At 68.0% G+C, this 21,710-nt stretch carries 15 protein-coding genes and 1 pseudogene; 4 read left to right on the forward strand and 12 right to left on the reverse strand.

From position 1 onward, the window contains the following. Nucleotides 1–122 precede the first annotated feature (122 nt). Nucleotides 123–1,775 (reverse strand): hydantoinase B/oxoprolinase family protein, encoded by a 1,653-nt coding sequence (locus YU1_RS0108985; protein WP_035714561.1) that lies wholly within the window; start codon nt 1,773–1,775, stop codon nt 123–125. After that, nucleotides 1,772–3,844: a hydantoinase/oxoprolinase family protein gene (locus YU1_RS0108990; RefSeq protein ID WP_029003778.1), complete on the reverse strand. Its 2,073-nt coding sequence runs from the start codon at nt 3,842–3,844 to the stop codon at nt 1,772–1,774. The genes YU1_RS0108985 and YU1_RS0108990 overlap by 4 nt, the downstream gene beginning before the upstream one ends. Before the next feature lie 162 nt (nt 3,845–4,006). On the opposite strand from YU1_RS0108990, the gene YU1_RS0108995 reads away from it, so the two are divergent. After that, complete coding sequence (locus YU1_RS0108995; protein ID WP_051356666.1) at nt 4,007–4,807, forward strand: IclR family transcriptional regulator; 801 nt, start codon at nt 4,007–4,009, stop codon at nt 4,805–4,807. Nucleotides 4,808–4,921: 114 nt separating this feature from the next. Here the strand turns inward: YU1_RS0108995 and YU1_RS0109000 are convergent, their stop codons facing one another. From YU1_RS0109000 to YU1_RS0109025, 6 genes are all read right to left on the reverse strand, one after another. After that, the gene (locus tag YU1_RS0109000; RefSeq protein WP_029003780.1) at nt 4,922–5,218 is read right to left on the reverse strand and encodes a hypothetical protein; all 297 of its coding nucleotides are present in this window, start codon (nt 5,216–5,218) and stop codon (nt 4,922–4,924) included. Nucleotides 5,219–5,294: 76 nt separating this feature from the next. After that, nucleotides 5,295–5,543 (reverse strand): hypothetical protein, encoded by a 249-nt coding sequence (locus tag YU1_RS0109005; protein WP_029003781.1) that lies wholly within the window; start codon nt 5,541–5,543, stop codon nt 5,295–5,297. A 290-nt stretch (nt 5,544–5,833) separates the two neighbouring features. Next, entirely contained in the window at nt 5,834–6,103 is a 270-nt protein-coding gene (locus tag YU1_RS33970) for a CsbD family protein (protein WP_029003782.1), read from the reverse strand. 593 nt (nt 6,104–6,696) lie between these two features. Beyond that, the gene (locus tag YU1_RS0109015; RefSeq protein WP_198018874.1) at nt 6,697–9,621 is read right to left on the reverse strand and encodes an outer membrane beta-barrel protein; all 2,925 of its coding nucleotides are present in this window, start codon (nt 9,619–9,621) and stop codon (nt 6,697–6,699) included. A 149-nt stretch (nt 9,622–9,770) separates the two neighbouring features. Next, the gene (locus tag YU1_RS31900; protein ID WP_198018875.1) at nt 9,771–10,613 is read right to left on the reverse strand and encodes a class I SAM-dependent methyltransferase; all 843 of its coding nucleotides are present in this window, start codon (nt 10,611–10,613) and stop codon (nt 9,771–9,773) included. Between the two features lie 218 nt (nt 10,614–10,831). Beyond that, nucleotides 10,832–11,725, reverse strand: coding sequence for a LysR family transcriptional regulator (locus YU1_RS0109025; RefSeq protein WP_029003784.1), 894 nt, complete (start codon nt 11,723–11,725; stop codon nt 10,832–10,834). Between the two features lie 104 nt (nt 11,726–11,829). Between YU1_RS0109025 and YU1_RS0109030 the strand changes: the two genes are divergently transcribed. Both YU1_RS0109030 and YU1_RS0109035 read left to right on the forward strand, forming a co-directional pair. Next, on the forward strand, nt 11,830–12,705 hold the full coding sequence (locus YU1_RS0109030) for an SDR family oxidoreductase (protein WP_029003785.1): 876 nt from the start codon (nt 11,830–11,832) through the stop codon (nt 12,703–12,705). A 426-nt stretch (nt 12,706–13,131) separates the two neighbouring features. Then, nucleotides 13,132–19,053 (forward strand): DUF3320 domain-containing protein, encoded by a 5,922-nt coding sequence (locus YU1_RS0109035; protein WP_245263271.1) that lies wholly within the window; start codon nt 13,132–13,134, stop codon nt 19,051–19,053. A gap of 53 nt (nt 19,054–19,106) precedes the next feature. On the opposite strand, the gene YU1_RS0109040 is transcribed toward YU1_RS0109035, so the two are convergent. The 3 genes from YU1_RS0109040 to YU1_RS0109050 form a co-directional block, all read right to left on the reverse strand. Continuing rightward, nucleotides 19,107–20,063, reverse strand: a complete 957-nt coding sequence (locus tag YU1_RS0109040; protein WP_029003787.1) for a hypothetical protein — start codon at nt 20,061–20,063, stop codon at nt 19,107–19,109. 134 nt (nt 20,064–20,197) lie between these two features. Beyond that, the gene (locus YU1_RS0109045) at nt 20,198–20,623 is read right to left on the reverse strand and encodes a hypothetical protein (protein WP_029003788.1); all 426 of its coding nucleotides are present in this window, start codon (nt 20,621–20,623) and stop codon (nt 20,198–20,200) included. Nucleotides 20,624–20,693: 70 nt separating this feature from the next. After that, entirely contained in the window at nt 20,694–21,089 is a 396-nt protein-coding gene (locus tag YU1_RS0109050; RefSeq protein ID WP_156922011.1) for a hypothetical protein, read from the reverse strand. Between the two features lie 86 nt (nt 21,090–21,175). On the opposite strand from YU1_RS0109050, the gene YU1_RS32610 reads away from it, so the two are divergent. Further along, nucleotides 21,176–21,403, forward strand: a complete 228-nt coding sequence (locus YU1_RS32610) for a helix-turn-helix domain-containing protein (protein ID WP_342446988.1) — start codon at nt 21,176–21,178, stop codon at nt 21,401–21,403. 85 nt (nt 21,404–21,488) lie between these two features. Here YU1_RS32610 and YU1_RS34225 read toward each other — a convergent pair. Beyond that, a pseudogene (locus YU1_RS34225) lies at nt 21,489–21,710 on the reverse strand (IS701 family transposase); the annotation flags it as partial.

Consider the following 21,710-nt stretch of genomic DNA (forward strand, 5'->3'; position numbering starts at 1 on the left):
GCGTCTCTGCGGGCATCGGGCCGCGGCCGCGCGGGCGGCAGCCCAGGGCGCGCGCGGGCGGCGCGCCGTCACGAACGGAACCAGGGGTGGGCGGCGGCCGGCGACCGGCCGCCGCGCCGTCGTCAGTAGCCGTAGATCTCGCGGGCGGTGGGCAGGTCGATCACGCCCTCGGCGATGTCGAGCGTCACCGCAGCGCGGTCACGCTCGGCCGGCGCGCCGTAGCCGCCGGCGCCGGGGCTCACCACCGCGAACCACTGGCCGGCCTTCAGCGTCAGGCTGTCGCGCACGCGCACCACGCCGGGGCCGCATTCCACCCCGCCATGGCCGCCGGCGCCGCCGCCGTCGAGGCCCCAGCTCCTGGACTGGAGGCGGGAGACGTCCACGCGCACCCGGCAGTCCTCGTCGGCGCGGTAGACCCGGCGCAGGCCGAGGCCGCCGCGATAGCGCCCGACGCCGCCGGAGCCGTCCACCAGCTCGTAGCGCAGCAGGGTCAGCGGATACTCGGTCTCCAGCGCCTCGATGGGCAGGTTGGAGGTGTTGGTGACGTGGACGTGCACGCCGTCGAGCCCGTCCTTATTGTGCCGCGCGCCGGAGCCGCCGCCCATGGTCTCCAGATAGACCCAGATGGCGCCGGTGTCCTTGCGCTGGCCGATGAAGGTGGCCACGGTGCAGGCGCTGTTGGAGCAGGCCGTCACCTTGTGCGGCACCGCCTGGGCGAGCGCGCCGAGGATGAGGTCGGCGACGCGCTGGCAGGTCTGCACCCGGCCGTTCACGGCGGCGGGGTGGGTACAGCTCACCACGCTGCCGGCGCGGGCGGTCACCGTGAGCGGGCGGGCGAGGCCGGCATTGGGCAGGATGGTGGGGTCCACCACCGACTTGACCACGTAATAGGCGGTGGCCTGGAGCGCGGTGTGGGTCATGTTGATGCCGGCGCGCAGTTGGTCCGGCGCGTCGAAGTCCAGCGTCATGGCATCGCCCCTGACGGTGATCTCGACGCTGAGCGGCAGGGTGCCCTCGATCTCGGAATTGTCGAACACGTCGGCGAAGCGGTAGCTGCCGTCCGGGATGGCGGCGATGCCGGCGCGCATGCGGCGCTCGGCATAGTCGAGCAGGGCCTCGCCCGCCGCCAGCACCACGTCGGTGCCGTACTTGGCGCAGAGCGCCTGGAAGCGCTGCACGCCGACGCGGTTGGCGGCCATCTGGGCGCGCAGGTCCGACAGGCGCTCGTGCGGCACCTGGCAGTTGAGCAGGATGAGGTCCTGCACGTCCTTGTTCAGCTCGCCGGCGCGATAGAGCCGCACCGGGGGAATGCGCAGGCCTTCCTGGTAGATGTGGGCGTGGCCGCGGTCGGCGAAGTCGGAATGGTGGGCCAGATTCACCGTCCAGGCGACGATGGCGCCGTCGATGAAGATCGGCTCGGCCAAGACGATGTCCGGCAGGTGGGTGCCGCCGCCGGCATAGGCGTCGTTGCCCACGAACACGTCGCCGGGCTGCATGCCGGCGGTCGGGTGCAGCTTCAGGATGTGCGGCACGATGCCGATGAAGCTGCCGAGGTGGATCGGGATGTGCTCGGCTTGGCACAGCGTGTTGCCGGAGGCGTCGAACAGCGCCGTGGAGCAGTCGCGCCGCTCCTTGATGTTGGTGGAATAGGAGGCGCGGATCAGCGCCTCGCCGGTCTCCTCGACGATGGAGGAGAGCGCGGCGCCGATCACCTCCACGGTGATCGGGTCGAGCGCGGGCGCGGGCACGGCGAGAGAGGGCTTGAGGAAGGTCATGCCGCCACCTCGAGGATGAGGTTGAGATAGGGGTCGACGCGGGCGGTCATGCCCGGCGGGACGACGGTGGTGGTGTCCATCTGCTCGACGATGGCCGGGCCGGCGAAGCGGTTGCCGGGCTTGAGCTTCTCGCGGTCGTAGATGGGGGTCGGCACATAGTCGCCGGCTTCCGGGAACCACACCGGGCGCTTGCCGATGATGGCGCCGGAGGCGTCCGGGCCTTCGACCGGATAGGACTTCAGCGTCGCCTTCTTGACCAGGCCGGCGGCCTCGATGCGCAAGGTGACGATCTGCACCGCCTCGCCGTCGGCGATGAAGCCGTAGCGCTGGCGATGGGCTTCCTCGAAGCCTTCCGCCAGGTGCTCCAGGCTGGTCTCGGTGACCGGGCCCTCGGGCAGCGGCACGGACAGCTCGTAATTCTGCCCGGCGTAGCGCATGTCCACCGTGCGGGTGATCTGCCGCGCGTCGGCGGTGATCTCCTCATGGTCGAACCAGGCTTCCGCCCGCGCCCCGAGCGCCGCGAAGGCCTCGCCGATGGGCGTGAGCGAGGACGGGCTGAGCGGCAGCAGCTTGGTGGCGGCGAAGTCGGCGCGCAGGTCGGTGAGCAGCAGGCCCATGGCGCACAGGATGCCGGGATTGCGCGGCACCAGCACGCGGCGCATGTCCAGCTCCTTGGCGAGCCGGGCCGCGTGCAGGGGACCTGCGCCGCCGAACGCCATCAGCGTGTAGTCGCGCGGATCGTGGCCGCGCTGCACGGAGATGACGCGGATGGCCTTGGCCATGTTGGCGGTGACCACGGAGAGGATGCCCTGCGCCGTCTCCATGACGCCGAGGCCGAGCTTGTCGGCGAGCTTGGCGATGGCGGCCTTGGCGAGGTCCTGGCGCACCGGCATGCGGCCGGCGAGCAGGTGGGTGGGGTTCAGGGTCTGGAGCACCACGTTGGCGTCGGTGGTGGCCGGCTCCTCGGCGCCCTTGTCGTAGCAGACGGGGCCGGGGAAGGCGCCGCAGGAGCGCGGGCCGACCTTCAGGAAGCCGCCGGAATCCACGAACGCGATGGAGCCGCCGCCGGCGCCCACGGTGTGGATGTCCAGCATCGGCGCCTTCAGCGGATAGCCGTGGACATTGGCCTCCGAGGTGAGCTTGCACACCCCGCCCTTGAGCAGCGCCACGTCGGTGGAGGTGCCGCCCATGTCGAAGGTGATGATGTCCGGGAAGCCGGCCAGTTCGCCCACCACCTGGGCCGCCACCACGCCGGTGGAGGGGCCGGACAGGATGGTGCGCACCGGCATGGCGGCGGCGGTGGAGAAGCCGATGACGCCGCCGTTGGACTGGGTGAGGTGCGGGGTCGCGGTCATGCCCAGCGCGGCGAGGCGCGGGGTGAGCTTCTCGATGTAGGACTTCATCACCGGGCCGAGATAGGCGTTCAGCACCACGGTGGAGAGCCGCTCATACTCGCGGAATTCCGGCGCGATCTCGTGGCCGGAGCAGATGAAGGCCTCGGGATATTCCTCTTTGAGGATCTCCACCGCGCGGGCCTCGTGCTCGGGGCGGATGAAGCCGTAGAGGAAGGACACCGCGATCGCCTTGACGCCGGCCTTCTTCAGCTCGCGGGCGGCGCCGCGCATGGCGTCCTCGTCGAGCGGCAGGTCGATGCTGCCGTCGTGCTTGACCCGCTCGGGCACCGCCATGCGCAGGGCGCGGGGCACCAGGGTCGGCGGCTTGTCGGCGTCCAGGTCGTAGAGGTCGGGGCGCTTCTGGCGGCCGATCTCCAGCAGGTCGCGGAAGCCGTCGGTGGTGACGAGGCCGGTGGCCACGCCCTTGTGCTGGATCAGCGCGTTGGTGGCCACCGTGGTGCCGTGGCCGAAATAGGCGACCGAGGAGGCGGGGGTGTCGCCATTCTCCGGCGCCACGATGCGCATGCCCTGCTCGACGCCCTCGGCGATGCCGCGGGAGGGGTCGTCGGGGGTGGAGGAGACCTTCCACACCTCGACCCGGCCGTCATCCTCGTCGAACAGGCAGATGTCCGTAAACGTGCCGCCCGAATCCACTCCTACGCGCCAACGAGCCATGCCTGAGGTCCTGCACATTGCCTTGACTGGACCTGTAGGCTGCGACCACGAGCGTCACCTCGCAAGCATAAAAATTCCATACAGTGTGCTTAATTGTAGATCAGTTCCACTCAATGGAATATGTTGATCTATATTCTCTCGAATATGCCAGGAAATGGAATTATGTCCGACAGCACCTCCAGCGCGGGACGGATTTTCGCGGTGCTGCGCCAGCTGGCGCAGGGCGAGCGGGCGGGCATGCGGCTGAAGGATCTGGCGGCGGCGGTGGATCTGCCGCGCCCCACCGCCCACCGCCTGCTGCACGCTTTGATGGCCGAGGGCATGGTGGAGCACGATCCGCGCACCAAGCTCTACCGCCTCGGCCTGGAGCTGTTCGTGCTCGCCGCCAAGGCGGGCAGCCCGCTGAACCTGCGCGACATCGCCCGGCCCGGCCTGCTGCGCCTGACGGCGGCGCTCGGCGAGACCATCTTCCTCATGGTGCGCAACGGTTTCGACGCGGTCTGCATCGACCGTTCCGCCGGCCCGCTGCCGATCCGCAGCTTCACCGGCGACGTGGGCGGCACGGTGATGCTGGGCATCGGCCAGGCGGCCATGGCCATCCTCGCCTTCCTGCCGCCGGGCGAGCAGGACGAGGTGATCCGCTACAACCTGCCCCGCATGCGGGCGCTGTCGGCTTTCGACGAGGGCTTCCTCAGGGCGGAGATGGCGCGGGTGCGGGGGCAGGGCTATGCCGACGGCGCCGCCGGGCTGATCCCCGGCATGGCGGGGCTGGGCGTGCCGATTCTCGGCCGCGACGGCGAGGCGGTGGCGGCGCTGAGCGTCGGCAGCACCACCGACCGCATGACGCCGGAGCGCAACGTGGTGATCGCCGATCTGCTGAAGCGCGAGGCGGGGGAGATCGGCGCCCGGCTCAACCCGTTCGACCCGGCGCTGCGCCGTCCCGGCGCGGCGATCCTGGGGTGAGGGAAGGGGGCCGGCGCCCGGCGCCGCGCATCGGGGTGGGCGGGCAAACCGCTCCGGCCATGGCGGAAGCGGGGGGCAGGTGGCAGGCGGGCCGGCAGCGGGGCCGGCCCGGGGTCACATCAGCGCGCGGTGGCGCAGGTAGTGTTCCAGATGGTCCGTGGCATCGCGGATGTCGGACCGGGCGCCGGTGACGGCGGCGGTGTCGAGGGTGCTCTGCGAGAGATGGAAGGCCGCGCACGGCAGGCCCTTGGCATGCAGCACGTCCGCCGCGTCCCAGAGCCGTTCGAGAACGGTCTCGCCATCGGCGAGGCAGAGCGGGCGGGCCAGGAAGGCGCCCCAGTTGGGGGACCGGCGCGGCGCCCGCAGGGGCCGGGTATCGACTTCTTTGAGCGTGCCAACATGCAGGGTCATAGCCGTTCAACTCGCCTTGGGGGTTTTTGTTGCACCGGGGAGACCATTTTTTTGCCGCCTTCCGGCCACCGGCCGGTCAGAGACGGGCCGCGTCCTCGGCCAGCACGCTGCGGAACGCCTCCAGGCGGCCCTTCAGCGCCAGGATCGCCTGGTCGCCATCCATGCCCGCCGCGCGCGCCTGTCCGGCCAGCAGCTCGGCCAGGCCGTCGCCGTCGCATTCGCGGATGAAGCCGAGGGCCTCGTCCAGCGAGGTCACTTCGCGCTCCTGGGTGCCGATCAGCATGCGGGAGGGGCGGTGCGCGGGAGAATAGGTAAACGAGCCCATGTGGTTTGCTCCTGTGCGGCGGCCGGCCCGAGGCTGCGGCCGCTGATGAGAGTGTCCAACCCGAGCGCCGGGCCGGGGCGTCGCCGCCGGCTTGCCGGGGCCGCGTCCTGCCGGCTCCGTCGGGAGCCGTGGTCCGCATCCTCGGTGCGTTCGTAGGCTTAACCTTTCGCACACCGTAAAGGTTCCGGGCGGCGTCACGCTTGTGCCGGAAAACCACCACGGTCCCGGCGGGTCTGTGACGCCGGGGACCCCGGCGTCACGCCCTTGCGTGCCAGCGGCGCGCCCTGGCCTCAGCGCGCGAACAGCACGCCGAGGGCGAAGCCCAGCAGGCCGGCGGTCAGGAGCGCCGGCAGCGGCCGCCGCTCCACGCCGTGGCCGAGGGTGCGGGCGCCCTGGCGCGCGGTGTCCTTGGCCTCGCCCAGCGCCCGCTGGGCGCCGCCCGCCACCTGGTCGTAGAGGCCCTCCGCCTTCAGCCCGGCGCTGCCCGAGAGCGCCCCCGCGGCTTCCTTCACCCGGCCGCCCGCCTCGGTCGCCGCGCCCGTGATCGTGTCCTTGTCCATGCTCGCTCCTCTGCGCCGTGCCGCGCCGGCCGGGTGCCCCATGGCACCGCGCGCCGGCGCGGCCGGTTCGGAAGGGGAAACGAGATGCGAATGGCGCAGGTTCCGCCGCCGGGGCGGGAACGACGCGCCGGCGCGCGGCCTAGCGGGGATCGACATTCATCCGACCGCAGGACTTGGGGCCAACACTCCTGTTGCCAACACCCTTGTGCCTCAAGATTCTTGTGGCCGAGACGCCTGTGGCGACACCAGGCGCTTGCTGGCGCCCGCCCGCCCGCCCATGAGGGCGCGTTCGTGCGGGGCGGGCCGACGCAAGCACAGGTAGGGGCACCTCCCCGCTTGAGGGGGAGGGCAGGGAGGGGGGGAGCGCCATCCGCTTTCACCCCGGCCTGCCGTCTTGCGCATCGGCGCGCGCAGGCGCCTGAAGCGGGCGCTCCCCGGGCCCCACAGCGGTCGCGATCGGCGCGCGTTTCNCCCCCCTCCCCAACCCTCCCCCGCAAGGGGGGAGGGGGTGCGGCGTGCGGGATTAGGGATGAGATCTCCCGGCTACAGGAGCCGCCGTCACAAGAGGCAGCGGGCCTGAATGTCGATCCGTCCTAGCGGGGATCGAAGGCAGTGAAGCGCCAGTTGAGGTTCATGGCCACGGTGTCGATCCGCACGCCGTCCGGGGCGAGGTTCACGCCCGCCAGCGCGGCCGGCACCGTGGTGCTGAAGGCCGAGGCGGCGCCGAAGTCATAGTGCTTGTATTCCAGCCCGACCGAGAGGTTGGGCAGCAGCGCATATTCGATGCCGCCGCCGAGGGTCCAGCCGGTATTGCTGCCGCTGTCGGCAAGGATCCCGCCATCGAAGGCGACGGTGTTCAAGCTGTCGCTCTGCCGGTTCCAGGCGAAGCCGCCGCGGGCATAGAGGAGCACCCGGTCCGCCGCATAGCCGAGCCGCCCGGTCAGCGAGCCCAGCGCGCTGACGCGGCTGCCGCAGTTGAAACCGGAATTCTCCCCCGCCGGGGCGGTGGAGAAGCAGGTGTCGGTGCCGGTGAGGTGCGCCCAGGCGCCGGCCGCCTCGGCGCCGAGCACGAGATGGCCCATCTGGTAGTCGGCCCCGACCTGGCCGCCGGCGAGCGCGCCGCCGAGGTCCACCGCGTCGCCGGACACCGGCGTCGCGAAGGGCGACTGGTAGGTGGTGTGGGCCTTGCCGGCGCCGAGCGTCGCGCCGGCATAGAGCGCGGTCCAGTTGGCCTGCGCCTGCGCCGGGGCGGGGGCCTTGGCGATGCGGCCCGGCGCGGCGGCCTCCGGCGGCGGCAGGTCGCCGAAGCGGTAGGAGGCCTGGAGGAAGGCGCCGTAGCGCTCGGTATAGAAGGTCTGCGGCGAGCGCAGCGGCGCGCCGGGAAACTGCGTGGAGGCCTCATCGGTGGCGAAGAACCAGTAGCGCCCGCCGATGCCGACGTCGAAGCGGTCGGTGACGGCGTAGGTGAGCACCGCTTCCATCTGCGTGCCCCAGCCGTGGCCGCGCTCGGTCTGCGGGTTGATATCGGCCCGGAACCAGTGGTTGTCGGAGCTGGCGCGCAGCGCATAGGGCAGATAGGCGGCATCCACCTCCAGCCGCAGCCGGTCGGAGAGCGCCATCCGGCTGTTGAGCCCCAGCGCAACGCCCTGCCAGAGCTCGGTTTCGCTGAGCGCGCGATTACTGATCAGGGCGGGGAAGACGGCCTGCTGCGCCGCGTCGCAGACGTTGGACTGGGCGATCTGCAGGCAGCCGTAGCCATTGGCCTGCTGATACAGGGCGCGGTAGCCGACGAACGCGCCCAGCGTGTCGCGGCCGCGGGTGATGAAATCATAGCCGAGGTCGAGCGCGCCGTAGGACAAATGCCCGTCGCGCAGCGTGGTCGCGGTGTTGGAATAGGCCGGGCCGGCAGGGAAATCCTCGTCATAGAGCGTGCCGCCGGACAGCGTGCCGAGGCCGGCATAGCCCTTCAGGAACAGGTCGTTGCGATTGTCGAAGCGGAAGAAGGCCTCGCCCGCCTGGCCGGTGGTGTCGTCGTAGATCAGGCGGGAGTTGAGGCGCTGCGGCGTGAAGGGATCATAGAGGTCCTTCTGCATCCGGCCGGTGCTGGCGAAATAGCGCGCGCCGATTTCCGCCGTCCAGCCCACCGGCAGCGCCGGCGCGCGCGGCGCGGCCGGGGCGCCCGCCGCCTCGCCCCAGGCCAGGCGGTAGTTGAGGCCCATGCGCACCGCGTCGAGCCGCTGCTTGAAGCTGGCGGTGGCCGCCTCGCCGAAGCCGGCATAGGCGAGATCCTGCGTGCCGAAGTCGAAATGGTCGTATTCGACGAAGGCGGAGAGATTGCCGCCGAGGGCATATTCCAGCCCCGCGCCCGCCATCCAGCCCCAGCGGGTGCCGGACTGGCTGAGATAGAGCGCCGATTCCGTCGGCTGCGCGGTGCCGTTCGCCTGCGCCCAGGCCGCGCCGGCCTTGCCGTAGACCAGGGCATCGCCCAGGCTCCAGCCCAGGCGGCCGGCGAGCGTCCCCATGGCGGTGAGCGTGTCGCTGCAGGAATAGTTCATCAGGGCCCGGTTGTTGCTGGCGCAGGGGGTGGCGCCGCCGATGGAGGCGGCGCTGGCCGAGGCCTCCGCGCCCACCACCCATTGGCCGAACTGGTAGTCGATGCCCACCTGGCCGCCGCCGAACAGGCCCTGGGCATCGCCGGAGCCGGGGAAGGCGCCGGAGGCGGAGACCGTCCGCAACAGGCCGGTGGCGGCGGTCCAGTCGTCGCCCGCCCACGCCCCGCCGGCGTGCCCGCCCACATAGAGGCCGGACCAGTTCCGGCCGCTGGCCGATGCCGGCGCCGTGCCGGGCAGCGGCGCCGTGGCGGGATGCCAGTTGAGGCCGACCTTCACCAACTGCGCCGAGCGGGTGACGTCCACCGCGCTGGAGAGCGCGCCGTTGCTCAGCCCGGCCGTGCCGGAGCCGAAGTCGAGATAGGCATATTCCGCCTTGGCCGAGACCTGCGGGGTGAGCGCCACCTCGACGCCGCCGCCCACGGTCCAGCCGAAGGCGGTGTCGGAGCCGGTGAACTGGCCGGCATAGGCGAGGCCGGTCGCGGTGAGGCTGCTGCGCGCGAAGGCACCGCCGGCCTTGCCGTACACGAGCACATTGTCGAACGCATAGCCGAGGCGGGCGGCCAGCGTGCCCAGGGCATCGGTGCTGTCCGAGCAGATCGACTGCCAGCCGTTCGCGCAGCGCGTCAGGCCGGTGAGCTGGCCGAAGCTGGCGTCGAGCTCGACGCCCAGCACATAGCTGCCGATCTGCTGGTTGTAGCCGATCTGCCCGCCCCCGATGGCGGCGCCGGCATTGCCGATCACCGGGAAGTTCTGCGCCTCGCTGGCCCCGAGCGGCCCCGTGGCATCGCCCCAGGCGGCGGAGGTCAGCCCCGCCCCGGCATGGACGCCGAGGTAGAAGCCGGTCCAGGAGCCGGCGGGCAGCGCCGTCGCGGCCGGCCTGGCGGACAGGTCGGCGGCGCCGGCCATGGGCGCGCGCGCCGCGAGCAGCGCGCATGCGGACACCGAAAACAGCAAAACCCGGCCGGCAATCATGATCCGCCCCCGAATCAAGAAAAGAAGACCACCTTACCATGCGTCCGGGGCAGGGGCCGGAGGGCGGCGATGTTCCCGGCGGCCTAGCGCTGGAGGCAGAGGACGAAGATGCCGCCGCAGCCGTTGGAGGCGATGCCGTGCCGCTCGGACTGGATGAACTTCCAGAACGCATCGGAAAAGCCGATGGCGCGGGCTCTCTCCAGGATGTCCCAGCCGGGGATCTCGAACACCAGCGAGCCTTCGGCGCTCATGGGATTGCCGTGATATTCCGGCTCCATCAGGTGGATGATCCGGCCGTCCTGCAGTTTGCTCTTCACGATCGAATGGCTCTGCATCATGACGAACGGGCAGGTGCCCACATGCCAGCCGCCGGGGCGCAGGACGCGGCAGATCTCCGCCAGGGCCTGATCGAGGCTGGGGACATGCTCGAGCACCTCGTTGGTGATCGCCAGGTCAAAGGTTTCCGCCGGGTAGGACAGCGCCGTCAGATCAGCGTGCGGAATAGGAAACAGCCAGCGCTCTTCGTCTTGCGTGGTGGCATATTCGGTGCCGATGAACTTGGGGAAGGTACCGCGCATCAGCAAGGCGAACTCGGTCAGCGCCTCGGAGCAATAGATCCGGGTTTCGTACTTGTCGATCTGCGGGAAGCACCGCTTGAGGGCGTAGAGCGTCCCGCGATGCCGCGCGGTCAGTCCGCCGGCGAGACCCGTTTCCCGATAATTGGCGGGATCCCAGTGGATCTCCCCGGCGGCGAAGCGGCGGCCGGTCAGGGGTTCTTCAAGACCGCTCCGGATTGAGGCCTGGCGGACCTGATCGGTATGGCGATCGTCTCCGAAGAGAGTGTTGGCGTTGAACCACGCCAGCCATTCGTCGAGGCTCCTGAAATCGAGCTCGATGTCGTCTTCCAATGCAATTTGAGACAGCACCTGTTTCCCCACCACGCTGCGTAAACGCGATGACTAGCATGGCGATGGCCGCGCGGCCAACGGTGCGCCAGCGCGCACGGCCGAGCGTCGCCTTTTTGGAGCGGGTCCAACCACGGTAGCCGGCGCGCGGACGACAGCGGCACAAGACAGGTCGCATGTCCGCAAGCCCCCCTCGCAGACGTCCGGCCCCCCATGCCGTCGGCTGCATTGAAGGAGGGTCAGGCCTCCATGTAGCCCGCCAGCTCGTGGGGCGCGCCGTGCGGGAAGGCCGCCTTCAGGTGATCGAGGAAGGCGGAAACGCGGGGGCTCAGCAGCCGCCGGGAGGGATAGAGCGCCCACAGGGCGATCTCGGGGCCCTCCACGTCGCCCCAGAGCACCAGCCGGCCGGCCTCAAGGTCGTGGCCGACCAGCGAGACGGGCAGGCGCGCCGCGCCGACGCCGGCCCGAGCGGCATCGCGCACCATCATCAGCGACGACAGCCGCAGGACCGGCTCCACGGCGATCCGCGACCGCCCTTCCGACGTCGCCATCTCCCACATCCCGGACGGCTCGCCGGCGCCGCGCACGACGACGGGAACCGGCGCATCGGCCGGCGGCCGCGCAAGGCCGGGGCCGGCGACGACCACCAGCCGGTCGCGCAGGAAGATCCGCCCCACCATCCGGTCGTCGCGATCGGGATTGACCCGGATCACCAGATCGTAGCCTTCCTCCACCAGATCGACCGCACGGTCGTCGGTGGTCACCTCCAGGCGCACCTCGGGAAATTTCAGCGCGAAGGCGGCGGCGAGCTTGCCCATGGCGGTCTGCGAGAAGAGCAGCGGCGCGCTGATCCGCAGCCGCCCGCGCGGCGTCCCGCCGCCGGAGGCGATCGCCGCCGCCGCCTCGTCCAGCTCGCTGAGCAGGACGCCGGTCCGCGCGAACAGCGCCTGCCCCTCCTCGGTGAGCTTCAGCACGCGCCCGCCGCGCTCGAACAGGCGCAGGTCGAGGCCGGCCTCCAGCTCGGCCACCCGCCGGGACAGCGTGGCCTTCGGGCGGCCCGCCGCGCGGGCGGCGCGCCCGAACCCGCCGTGGCGGGCGACGAGGTTGAAATCGGCGAGGGCGAGAAGATCCATCTGTTCCACCAACGAGACGATGGGTCCAGATATAGCGTCTATTGGAGCTCCCGTGGATCGGTCATTTCTCCTTGTGTCATCTCGACCAACCCGGAGACACTCCCATGACCATCCTCGTTACCGGCGCCACCGGCCGTGTCGGCCACCATGTCGTCCAGCAGCTCGCCGCGCGCGGCGCCGCTGTGCGCGCCCTGGTCCGCGACCCGGCGAAGGCCGCCGTCCCGGCCGGCGTGGAGGTCGCCACCGGCGACCTGCTCGACATCGATGCCCTTCGCGCGGCGTTCCGTGGCGTGCGCACGCTGTTCCTGCTCAATGCCGTGGCGGGCGACGAATTCACCCAGGCCCTCATCACGCTGAACATCGCCCGCGAGGCCGGCGTCGAGCGCGTGGTCTATCTGTCGGTGCTTCATAGCGAGCGCTTCGTGAACGTGCCGCATTTCGCGGTGAAGTCCGGCGCGGAGCGGATGATCGCGCAGATGGGCTTCAGCGCCACCATCCTGCGTCCGGCCTACTTCATCGACAACGATCTGATGATCAGGGACGTCATCCTGAACCACGGCGTCTATCCCATGCCCGTCGGCGGCAAGGGCATCGCCATGGTGGATGCCCGCGACATCGCCGAGGTGGCCGCGCGCGAGCTGATCCGCCGCGATGAGGCCCCCGGCGCGCTGCCGCTCGACACCATCAACCTCGTCGGCCCCGACACGCTGACCGGCCCGGACATCGCCGCGATCTGGTCGGATGTCCTGGGGCGCCCGGTCGCCTATGGCGGCGACGATCCCGCCGCCTTCGAGCAGAACCTCTCCATCTTCATGCCGAAGTGGATGGCCTACGAGATGCGCCTGATGGCCGAGCGCTATGTCAGCGACGGCATGATGCCCGAAGCCGGCGACGTGGAGCGCCTCACCGCGATCCTCGGCCGCCCGCTGCACACCTATCGCGGCTTCGCCGGCCGGATCGCCGCCGCCGCGCAGGCCTGAGCCCACTGCCGCGCGCCCCGAACGCCCGCGGACGCCGGCAACCCCAAAAGCATGTCCAGGCAAGGCGCTATATGGATCCATGCGGACCGCCGCGGACCACAGGGAGCGACAATCTGGTGGTCCGGAGGGACGGATATAGATTAAGATTTAAAGATAACTGTCAACAGCTTAGCCGTTTTGGCTATCATCAGATACCAACGAATATACCAACATTTCCGGGAGATGGCGGGATTGGCTGGGATTGGGCGGGAACAGATGGGTTCGGGCCCGCTCGCTTTCAGCCTATCCCGCAACCGGAGATTTCGCTGATTGCCGGTCATGCCCTTACGGCGCTAGCTTGCTTCCCCTACGACGCTGGGGGGAGCGGCTGTGACTGGGGATGCTTTGCAAGCTGGTGCATCGAGCGACGCGCCGGAGCCGGCTGCGGTGGTGACTCTGTCGGTGGATCTGGCGTCGTCCATCACTTACGCCTCCTACCAGAATGCCGTGCCGGTGCTGCGTTCGCTCGTGGTCGCCAATCCCACGGCGCAGCCCCTCGAGCACTGCCGGATAGAGCTTTCCGCCACGCCACCCTTCCTCAGGCCCAAGACATGGGCCCTTGATCGCCTCCGGGCCGGCGACGAACTGGTCATAACGGATCGAAGGGTGGAATTGGATCCGGCCTATCTGGCACGGCTGGACGAGGCCGAGCGGGGCGAGATCACGCTGATCCTCCGGCAGGGTGACGTCGTGCTCGCGGAAGAACGTACCCTTGTCCGCCTGCTGGCCCGCGACGAGTGGGGTGGCGCGGACATGTCGCAGTTGTTGGCGGCCTTCGTGACGCCCAATGATCCCGCAGTGGGCAAGCTGTTGCGTTCCGCCTCGGATATTCTGGCTCAACACGGCCACCAGCCCGGCTTGGATGGCTACCAGAGCAACGATGCCGGCCGTGTGCGCCTGATGGCCAGCGCGCTGTATGCGGCGACGACCGCTGCCGACATCCATTATGCCGAGCCGCCCGCGAGTTTCGAGCGCCACGGGCAGAAGGTGCGACATCCTTCCTCCATTCTGGCGGGCGGTCTGGCGACATGCCTGGATTCCACGCTTCTGCTGGCGGCCCTGTTCGAGGCCTCGGGCCTGAACGCCGTGCTGCTCATGTTCGCGGGCCATGCGGCTGTCGGCGTCTGGCTGCGCAAACGGACATTGCCGCACGCCGTGGTCAACGAGCCCATGGAGATCCGCAAGGCGTTGGCCGCCGGCGAACTTCTGGTTCTGGAGACCACCGGCCTCACGCGCCGGCCGGCCATGCCGCTGGATGCGGCGCAAAGCGTTCTTCTGCTTCGGCTGGACGAGGGGCGCGAGCACGAATTCCAATGCGCCATCGATGTCCGCCGCCAGCGTGACGGCGGGATCATGCCGCTGGCGACCCATGAGGCAGGCGGAGCCGATGCCGGCGAGCGGGCGCAGATCGACATTGGCTTGCCGGTCTGGGGACCGGACCTTGCGCCGGAGCCGGCCCCGCAGGAGCAGAAGCCGACAACCCCGCAAGGCCGGATCGAGCGCTGGCAGAAGAAGCTTCTGGATCTGACGCTGCGCAATCGCCTGCTCAACTTCAAGGATTCGAAGAAGACGGTGCCCTTCCTGTGCACCGATATCGGCTATCTGGAGGACCGGCTGGCCGCCAGTGTCCCAATCCGCATCATCTCTCTGCCCGACCAAAATCCGTTGGGCGGGCGGGATCTGGACCTCTACCGCGATGTGCGCGGCCACGACATGCACCGCGGCTTCGCGGCGGAAGCCCTGTCGCGTGATGAACTGCCCTCGCCTTTGCCCTCCCACACGCTGGAGGCGCGCCTCGTTGACCTCTATCGGGAGGCCAGGAACGATCTGTCCGAGGGCGGCACCAACACGCTCTTTCTCGCGGTTGGCTTCCTGAGATGGCGGCGGCAAGGAGAGGCGCGGGATTATCGCGCGCCTCTGCTGCTCGTGCCCGTGCGCCTGGAGCGGGCGGCGGCCTCGGCCCGCTTCAGCCTGCGCTTCCATGAAGACGAGGCGCGATTCAACGCCACGCTGCTGAAATTCCTGGAGGAGGAGTTCGACCTGCGCCTGGCGCAGTTCGAAGGCCCACTGCCGCTGGACGAGACCGGCATCGACGTTCCGCGCCTGCTGGCCGATGTGCGCCGGGCCGTGCGCGACGTGCCCGGCATGGAAGTGATTTCGGAGACGGCCCTGTCCACCTTCTCCTTCGCCAAATACCTGATGTGGAAGGATCTCGTCGATCGCACCGATCTGCTGCGCCAGAACGCAGTGGTGCGGCACCTCATCGACACGCCCGAGGCTCCTTTTGCCGGGGCCAGCCGCCCCGCTGCGCAGGAGCGCGACCTCGACCGAAAATACAAGCCCTCCGATGTCGTGAGCCTGCTTCCGGCCGACTCCTCGCAGATCATCGCCAGCCTGCTGGCGACCGAGGGCCACGATATGGTCATCGTGGGGCCGCCCGGCACGGGCAAGAGCCAGACTATCGCCAACATGATCGCCAACTGCCTTGCGGCGGGAAAGACTGTCCTGTTCGTGGCCGAGAAGTCGGCGGCGTTGAACGTCGTCTATCGGCGCCTGCGCGAGAATGGCCTCGGCAACTTGTGTCTGGAGCTGCATTCGAGCCGGACGGATCGCAAGAGCTTCCTGTCTCAGCTCAAGGAGGCTTGGCAGCAGGGCACAGACGCAGATGCGGCGGAATGGGTTTCCGCCAATGAGCGGCTGCGCCTGAAGCGCGATGAGCTGAACGCCTATGTGGATGCCCTGCACCGGCGGCAGGCCAATGGGCTGTCGGTCTATGCGGCGCTGGGACTGGTGCTGCGTGAGGAAGGCCGTTACGCCCCCGATCTGGCATGGTCGAACGCCAATGCCCATGATCCGGACACGCGGCGGGCACTGGAGGATCTGGCCGAGGAGCTCGGGCGGGTCTTTGCCGCCGTGGGCACCCGCCCGGAACTCGGAATCATCGGCACAGAGAACTGGTCCAGCGCGTGGCAGCAGGAATTGCTGGCGGCGGCCGGCCGGCTGCGGGTCGAGGCCCGCCAACTGGTGGACGCCTTCGGGCTTTTCTTGCGGTCCCTCGGCTTGTCGGAACGGCCCGCCGCGCCGCTTGGCGAGATCGGTCGTTTCGAGCGATTGGCCAGCGCACTTTCAGCCTGTGCTGGAGCGGATCACTCCGTCTTCTACGACCCGGATTTCGACCAGCTTCTGCCCGCCATCCAGGCCCTAGAAGCGAACATCGCCTCGGCCCATGCCGCGCTTGCCCGGATCGGCGGCCGCATCGCGCTGAGCGAGGTGCCGCGCATTCCGGTGGACGATCTAGACCGGGACTGGCGCGAGGCCTGTGCCGCCGTCTGGCCCCTGCGGATCAACAGGCAGGGGCGTGTCCGGCGGCTACTGTCAAGCTATGCCACCGTCGATGTGGATCCGCAGGAGATCCTGCCGCTCTTGCGGCTGATGCAGGCCCATCTCGCGCAGATTGACGCCAGCCCCCTGGCGGCTAAGGCGCTGGCCTTCAAGGGTATGGAAAGCGACACCTCCGGCATGCGGGCCATTGTGGCGCGCGCGCAGGCGCTTCAGGACGCCTTCATCGCGTTGGACTTCGATGCCGACGAGTTGCATGTCGCCAGCGCCGCCGTCGATCCGGTCATTTCCCAGCAGCGGGACGGGCGTGGCATCCGGCCGGCCGCTGCCGCCCTGACGCAGGCATTGACCAGCTTCGCGGGCGCGGCAAAGGAGATGGCGAAGACGGCCCGCTGTTCCCTGACCGCGCTGGTCGGCTCCGGCGCGCTTGCCAATGTCGTTCACGCCATGGAGGCGGTGGAAGCCTCCCGCACCGCTCTTGCCGAATGGACCACGTGGGTCAATGTCCGCGGCAAGGCCGAAGCCCATGGGCTCGCACCGCTGGTGGAAGCGCTCCTGTCGGGCCGGCTGCGACCGGACGAGACGCAGGCCGCCTTGAGGCTCGCTTATGTGCGCTGGTGGCTACCGTTGGCCATCGACGGTGATCGGGTGCTGCAGGGCTTCCACCGTTTCCAGCACGAGCACGCCATCGATCGCTTCCGCAGTCTTGACGACCTCGTGCGCACCCATGCCGCCGCACGGGTGAGACAGGCTATCTCGCACGGCCTGCCGCCGGTCCAGTCCGTTGCCCGCAATTCGGAGCTGGGATTGCTGCGCCACCAGATGGAGCTTCAGCGTCCCAGCCGCTCCATTCGCGAGATGGTGGGCGCCATGCCGGAGACGTTCAGCAAGCTGGCGCCCTGCATGCTGATGTCGCCCCTGTCCATCGCGCAGTTTCTGCCGGCTGGTCATGCGCTCTTCGATGTCGTGATCTTCGACGAGGCCTCGCAGATCACCACCTGGGATGCAGTGGGCGCCATCGCGCGTGGCAAGCAGACGATCATCGTCGGCGATCCCAAGCAGCTGCCGCCGACAAACTTCTTTGGACGCAATGAGGAAGACGAGGAGATTCAGGAGCACGAGCGCGATCTGGAAAGCATTCTCGACGAGGCAAAGGCCTCCGGCCTGCCCGTTCGCGACCTGCGCTGGCATTACCGCAGCCGGAGCGAATCCCTGATCGCCTTCTCCAACCAGCAGTATTATGGCAATCGCCTCGTCACCTTCCCCTCGCCGGACATCGAGGACCGCGCGGTCCGGCTGAGGCCGGTTCCGGAGGGGGTGTATGATCGCGGCAAGAGCCGCACCAATGCGATTGAGGCCCGTGCGGTGGTGGCCGAGGCGGTGGGCCGCATGCGCGCTTGGCTCAAGCTGCCCGAAAAGGCCCGCCCAACCCTCGCGATCATCACCTTCAATGCCCAGCAGCAGGGATTGATCCAGGACTATCTGGATAGCGCACGGGTCTCCGAGCCGGACATCGAATGGTTCTTTGCCGATGATCGCTACGAACCGACCATCGTGAAGAATCTCGAGAACGTACAGGGGGATGAGCGGGATATCGTCCTCTTCTCGATCACCTTCACGAAGGACGCTGCCGGCGTGCGGCGCATGGACTTCGGCGCGCTCAACCGGGACGGCGGCGAGCGACGTCTCAATGTGGCGGTGACGCGCGCGCGGCAGGAACTGATCGTCTTCTCCGGCACCAGCGCGGACGACATCGACGTCGGGCGCACCAAGGCCATCGGCCCGCGCCATCTCAAGGCATTTCTCGATTATGCCGCGCGCGGTGCAGTGGCTCTGGCGGCACAGGAGCGGGGATCGCTCGGCGGCTACGACTCCCCCTTCGAGGAGGCCGTTGCGAAGGCGCTGGAACAGCGTGGATGGCAGATCGTGACGCAGGTTGGTGTCTCGGCCTTCCGTGTTGATCTGGGCATCAAGCACCCCGACCGGGCCGGACGCTTCCTGGCAGGTGTCGAATGTGATGGCGCCACCTATCACAGCTCGGCCACGGCGCGGGATCGGGACAAGGTGCGCGAGGAGGTGCTGCGAGGGTTGGGCTGGAACGTGGTTCGAGTCTGGTCGACGGACTGGTGGCGGGACAGCGGCGGCGCAACAGAGCGACTGGATGCGGCGTTGCAGGCATTGCTGGAGGAGAGCCGTCAAAAGCTGGACGACGACACGGTGGAGACCACGCATTGGGATTTGGGCGAAACGATCGAGCCTGCCGCCGAGCCGCCTGTCGTCGAGGTCGAGGCAAATGTTCAGGTTGGTTTGGCCACCGATGACGACCTCGCGGCACTCCTGCGTGAACTCTCGCGATCCGACACCGAGGAGCCCGCTCCTCGATCGAGCCCAGCACCGGTAGAGGATGATACCTCCATGAGCGCACCTCTCGGCGCTGTGGCGGACGCCACCGCGACCTATCGCCTGTCCGACCTGTCGCGCTTCACCAGCGATCCCGAACGGTTCTTCGATGAGGACTATGGGGACGTGCTGCGCGCCATGATCGAAGAGGTGATGATCTGCGAGGCGCCGTTGAGGGAGGACATCCTTGCCCAGCGCATCGCAAGGGCGCACGGATGGCTGAAGACCGGCTCCCGCATCAAGGCTCATATCTCACGCCACCTGGTGCATCTCGAGCGCACCGAGGAGAGTTCGGGGATTTTCCTTTGGCGTCCGGGAACGACAGGTGAAACGTTTCCGTATCGTGGAGCGGGGAAGGACGGACAGCGCCGTGACGCGGACGACATCCCCCTCGCGGAACTGACTTCGCTCGTTTTGCTCAGCGGAGACATTCTGGATCAATCCGATCCTGAGCTTGCTCTGGCACGCCGGCTGGGCATCAGCCGATTAAGGGGGGTGACACGTCCGCGCCTGTCGGAAGCGCTTAAAGCCGCAGCGGCATTGATCGAACATGAACGCACGATCAATTGACGCCTTTTCCGGGGCGATGTTCTCAGGTGCTGGACCGATCGGCCAGTGCTGGCTCAAGCTCCATCCCCGGGCCGGAACTCCAGATCACACATGACGCTGGCCTCTACGGTGGTCCGCTCGCCAAAGAGGTGCGCATTCTCGGCAAGCAGCACGCGGCTGCGCTCGATGGCAGCCTTCTTGCCATTACACCGTTCGGTGACACTCTTGATGGAGCGTCCTTCGTGCTTGGCCTCATCCCATTCAAGCACGTCGATTACCGCGTACCAGATGCCGCGGCCAGTCCTATGGCGGGCACGGACTTCTCGCAGGCGCCCCACTTCTTCTGCTGCTCCGATTTTCAGAGCACGATATTCCAGATCGTGCCTGGCGGCTTCGCGCAGATCGTAGGCGAGCCCCTTGAGCGCCGGCTCAGACAGGTGCTCAATCGCCATCATAATTGAGAAGTGGGCTTGGGAGATTGCAGTTCGCGCCTCCCTGCCCTCGTAAGTCATCGGAGGCCGTTTGGGCGCGGAGCCCTTGACGCTCTCCACCGCGGGCACATCCGTTCCGGCTTGCGGCCATATCGCCAGCCGGATCAGCTCGATATCATCGACTGAGGGGGTCCAGCGATGCTTGGCTTCCCAACGCCGGCGTTCCAATTCGGAGCGGATATCCACGACCGGGCCTGACTTATCCAGCTTCCTGCGGCTAAAGAAATGACTGCTGAGGATCGCGTCTCTGTCCGCCAGATATGCGCCTTCGTCATCGAAGCTCCAGAAGGTGCCCCGGACACTGAGGATCGCGACGGGTCGGCCCCGCTCAGACTCCACAGTCACTTCGGCCATGCGAACCGTCGAAGCGGAGAACTCCGGGATCTTGTCAGTCTGATTGGCTACACCATCGACAAGGCGCCGCGAGACGAGCCTGATCCCGCCATCCTCCGGCAAGTGGAAATAGCGAACCGATAGGGACATGAAGAAGCCCGCGCGCAGCTGAAATGGACGCGCAGCAGAGCACGGATGGAATCGCATGTGAATCCACCCTTGTTTCCCTGCCACCGCAAATCACAGCAGGCCCGCACAAGCCACTACCCGAGGCGGGAAATCGGCAAACAAAAAGGGCGGCTCCGAAGAACCGCCCCTGGTGCTGTGTTCGTACGCGTAGCTCAGGCCGGCTGGCAGTCCAGATAGGCGAACATCGCATATAGCAAGTTGAGCGTGACCGGCGACACGCCGCCCATCTCCTCTTCCTCGATCGCCAGCTTCACCGCCTTAATTGCACCTTCGCGCGTGGTCGGCGGAGGAAGATTCTCGGTACGCGCGAGATAATTCCAAGCAGGCGTATCGTCGTCCACGAGGTCACGCACCAAGCTCCTGTTACGCTGGGTCTCCTGATAATACGCGTCGATCACATCCGCGATCGGATCAGCCACGGCAACCGCTGCGGCCGGAAGGGCAGCATTGGCGCTGATGACAGCGCTGCTAGCGGCAGCGGGAATCACGGCCGCTGCGGACAAGACCTTCAGGAACTTGCGGCGTGAGGTTTTCGTAGCGTGCGTCGGCATTTGCCGAGCGGCAGGGGCGCGCGTCATTTCGATTGTCCTATGTGATTAGATTGTGCGAAGGGGCGGATTTGCGGAGGCGCAGCTTTCTGCGCGCGTGCTACGCGGTCTGCCCTTCGAAGAAGGCCAGTGCAGCCTCGACGAGATTTCCGACCAAATGGTCGCCGAAGCCGTCGCGGTGTTCCTGCGCGGCGAGGCGCAGGGCGTCTAAAGCCGTTTCGAGTGTGGCGGCAGCCGGAACATCCCCCTCCTGTAGAAAGGCCAGAATCGGCTGCTCCATTTCCACGTCTTCGCCATACACATCCAGATGCCGGCAGAGGTCGCTCAGTTCCGCACGGTAAGCGGCGATGACACCCTTGAGCGGGTCTGCCACAGCGCCATCCGCGGCACGAATAGCACCAGCATTGGCGCTCGGAAATGAAGCTGCCGCAACGGCGCTGGCTGCTACGGCAGCTACGGAATTCCTGAGGAAAGTGCGGCGTTCGAAATTGCCCATCGGTTGCTCCCCACGACGGCGTTTGATACAAAAAGTATCGCAACAAGGAGCGGCAGGTGTCAATACCAAAAGTATCAATACGGCAGGTGAAAGCAGCCCGCGCCTTGCTCGGGTGGTCGCAAACCGAGCTTGCGGAACGCTCCGGCGTGTCCGAGCCGACGATTAAGCGGATTGAGGCCGCAGACGGAGAGCTTGGCGGCCGCGTGGACACTGCGGCAAAGATCCGCGGCGCAATTGAAAATGCAGGGGTGGAATTTCTGACCGAGGGCAATGCCGCCGGCGGCGCGGGCGTAGCTTTGAAGCGGCAGGGCTAGGCACCGGCCAGAGCTCCTGACCCCGATGTGCCTTTCATTGGCAGCCCATAGCGTGAGGCATCCCTACTAGCACTACTTTGGCATTTTACGTCTGAAGCGCGCCCTGCATTGTGGACATCTGAGTGTGTCCGGCTTGAAGATCTGATCCAGGATGGCCTGCCGGATTGCCGGTAGGGTCGGCCGCGGAGGTGGGCCGGAGATCCTTTTTCCCCCCGCTCGCCTGACCAAGGCGTTGGTTCTGAAGGAAGGCGTAGGCGATCATCGTCATCACGGCGTGCCTGTGCAGTCCGCTCCAGGACCGGCCCTC

Source organism: Azorhizobium doebereinerae UFLA1-100 (assembly GCF_000473085.1).
Classification (GTDB): domain Bacteria; phylum Pseudomonadota; class Alphaproteobacteria; order Rhizobiales; family Xanthobacteraceae; genus Azorhizobium; species Azorhizobium doebereinerae.

What these genes read in the sequence shown, in the direction of transcription:
- YU1_RS0109000 (WP_029003780.1), bottom strand. Translation starts at nt 5,218, where the DNA reads ATGACCCTGCATGTTGGCACGCTCAAAGAAGTCGATACCCGGCCCCTG.
- YU1_RS0109015 (WP_198018874.1), bottom strand. Translation starts at nt 9,621, where the DNA reads ATGGCCGGCGCCGCCGACCTGTCCGCCAGGCCGGCCGCGACGGCGCTG.
- YU1_RS0108990 (WP_029003778.1), bottom strand. Translation starts at nt 3,844, where the DNA reads ATGGCTCGTTGGCGCGTAGGAGTGGATTCGGGCGGCACGTTTACGGAC.
- YU1_RS33970 (WP_029003782.1), bottom strand. Translation starts at nt 6,103, where the DNA reads ATGGACAAGGACACGATCACGGGCGCGGCGACCGAGGCGGGCGGCCGG.
- YU1_RS0109050 (WP_156922011.1), bottom strand. Translation starts at nt 21,089, where the DNA reads ATGGGCAATTTCGAACGCCGCACTTTCCTCAGGAATTCCGTAGCTGCC.
- YU1_RS0108985 (WP_035714561.1), bottom strand. Translation starts at nt 1,775, where the DNA reads ATGACCTTCCTCAAGCCCTCTCTCGCCGTGCCCGCGCCCGCGCTCGAC.
- YU1_RS0109045 (WP_029003788.1), bottom strand. Translation starts at nt 20,623, where the DNA reads ATGACGCGCGCCCCTGCCGCTCGGCAAATGCCGACGCACGCTACGAAA.
- YU1_RS0109025 (WP_029003784.1), bottom strand. Translation starts at nt 11,725, where the DNA reads ATGGATCTTCTCGCCCTCGCCGATTTCAACCTCGTCGCCCGCCACGGC.
- YU1_RS0108995 (WP_051356666.1), top strand. Translation starts at nt 4,007, where the DNA reads ATGTCCGACAGCACCTCCAGCGCGGGACGGATTTTCGCGGTGCTGCGC.
- YU1_RS0109005 (WP_029003781.1), bottom strand. Translation starts at nt 5,543, where the DNA reads ATGGGCTCGTTTACCTATTCTCCCGCGCACCGCCCCTCCCGCATGCTG.
- YU1_RS0109030 (WP_029003785.1), top strand. Translation starts at nt 11,830, where the DNA reads ATGACCATCCTCGTTACCGGCGCCACCGGCCGTGTCGGCCACCATGTC.
- YU1_RS0109040 (WP_029003787.1), bottom strand. Translation starts at nt 20,063, where the DNA reads ATGCGATTCCATCCGTGCTCTGCTGCGCGTCCATTTCAGCTGCGCGCG.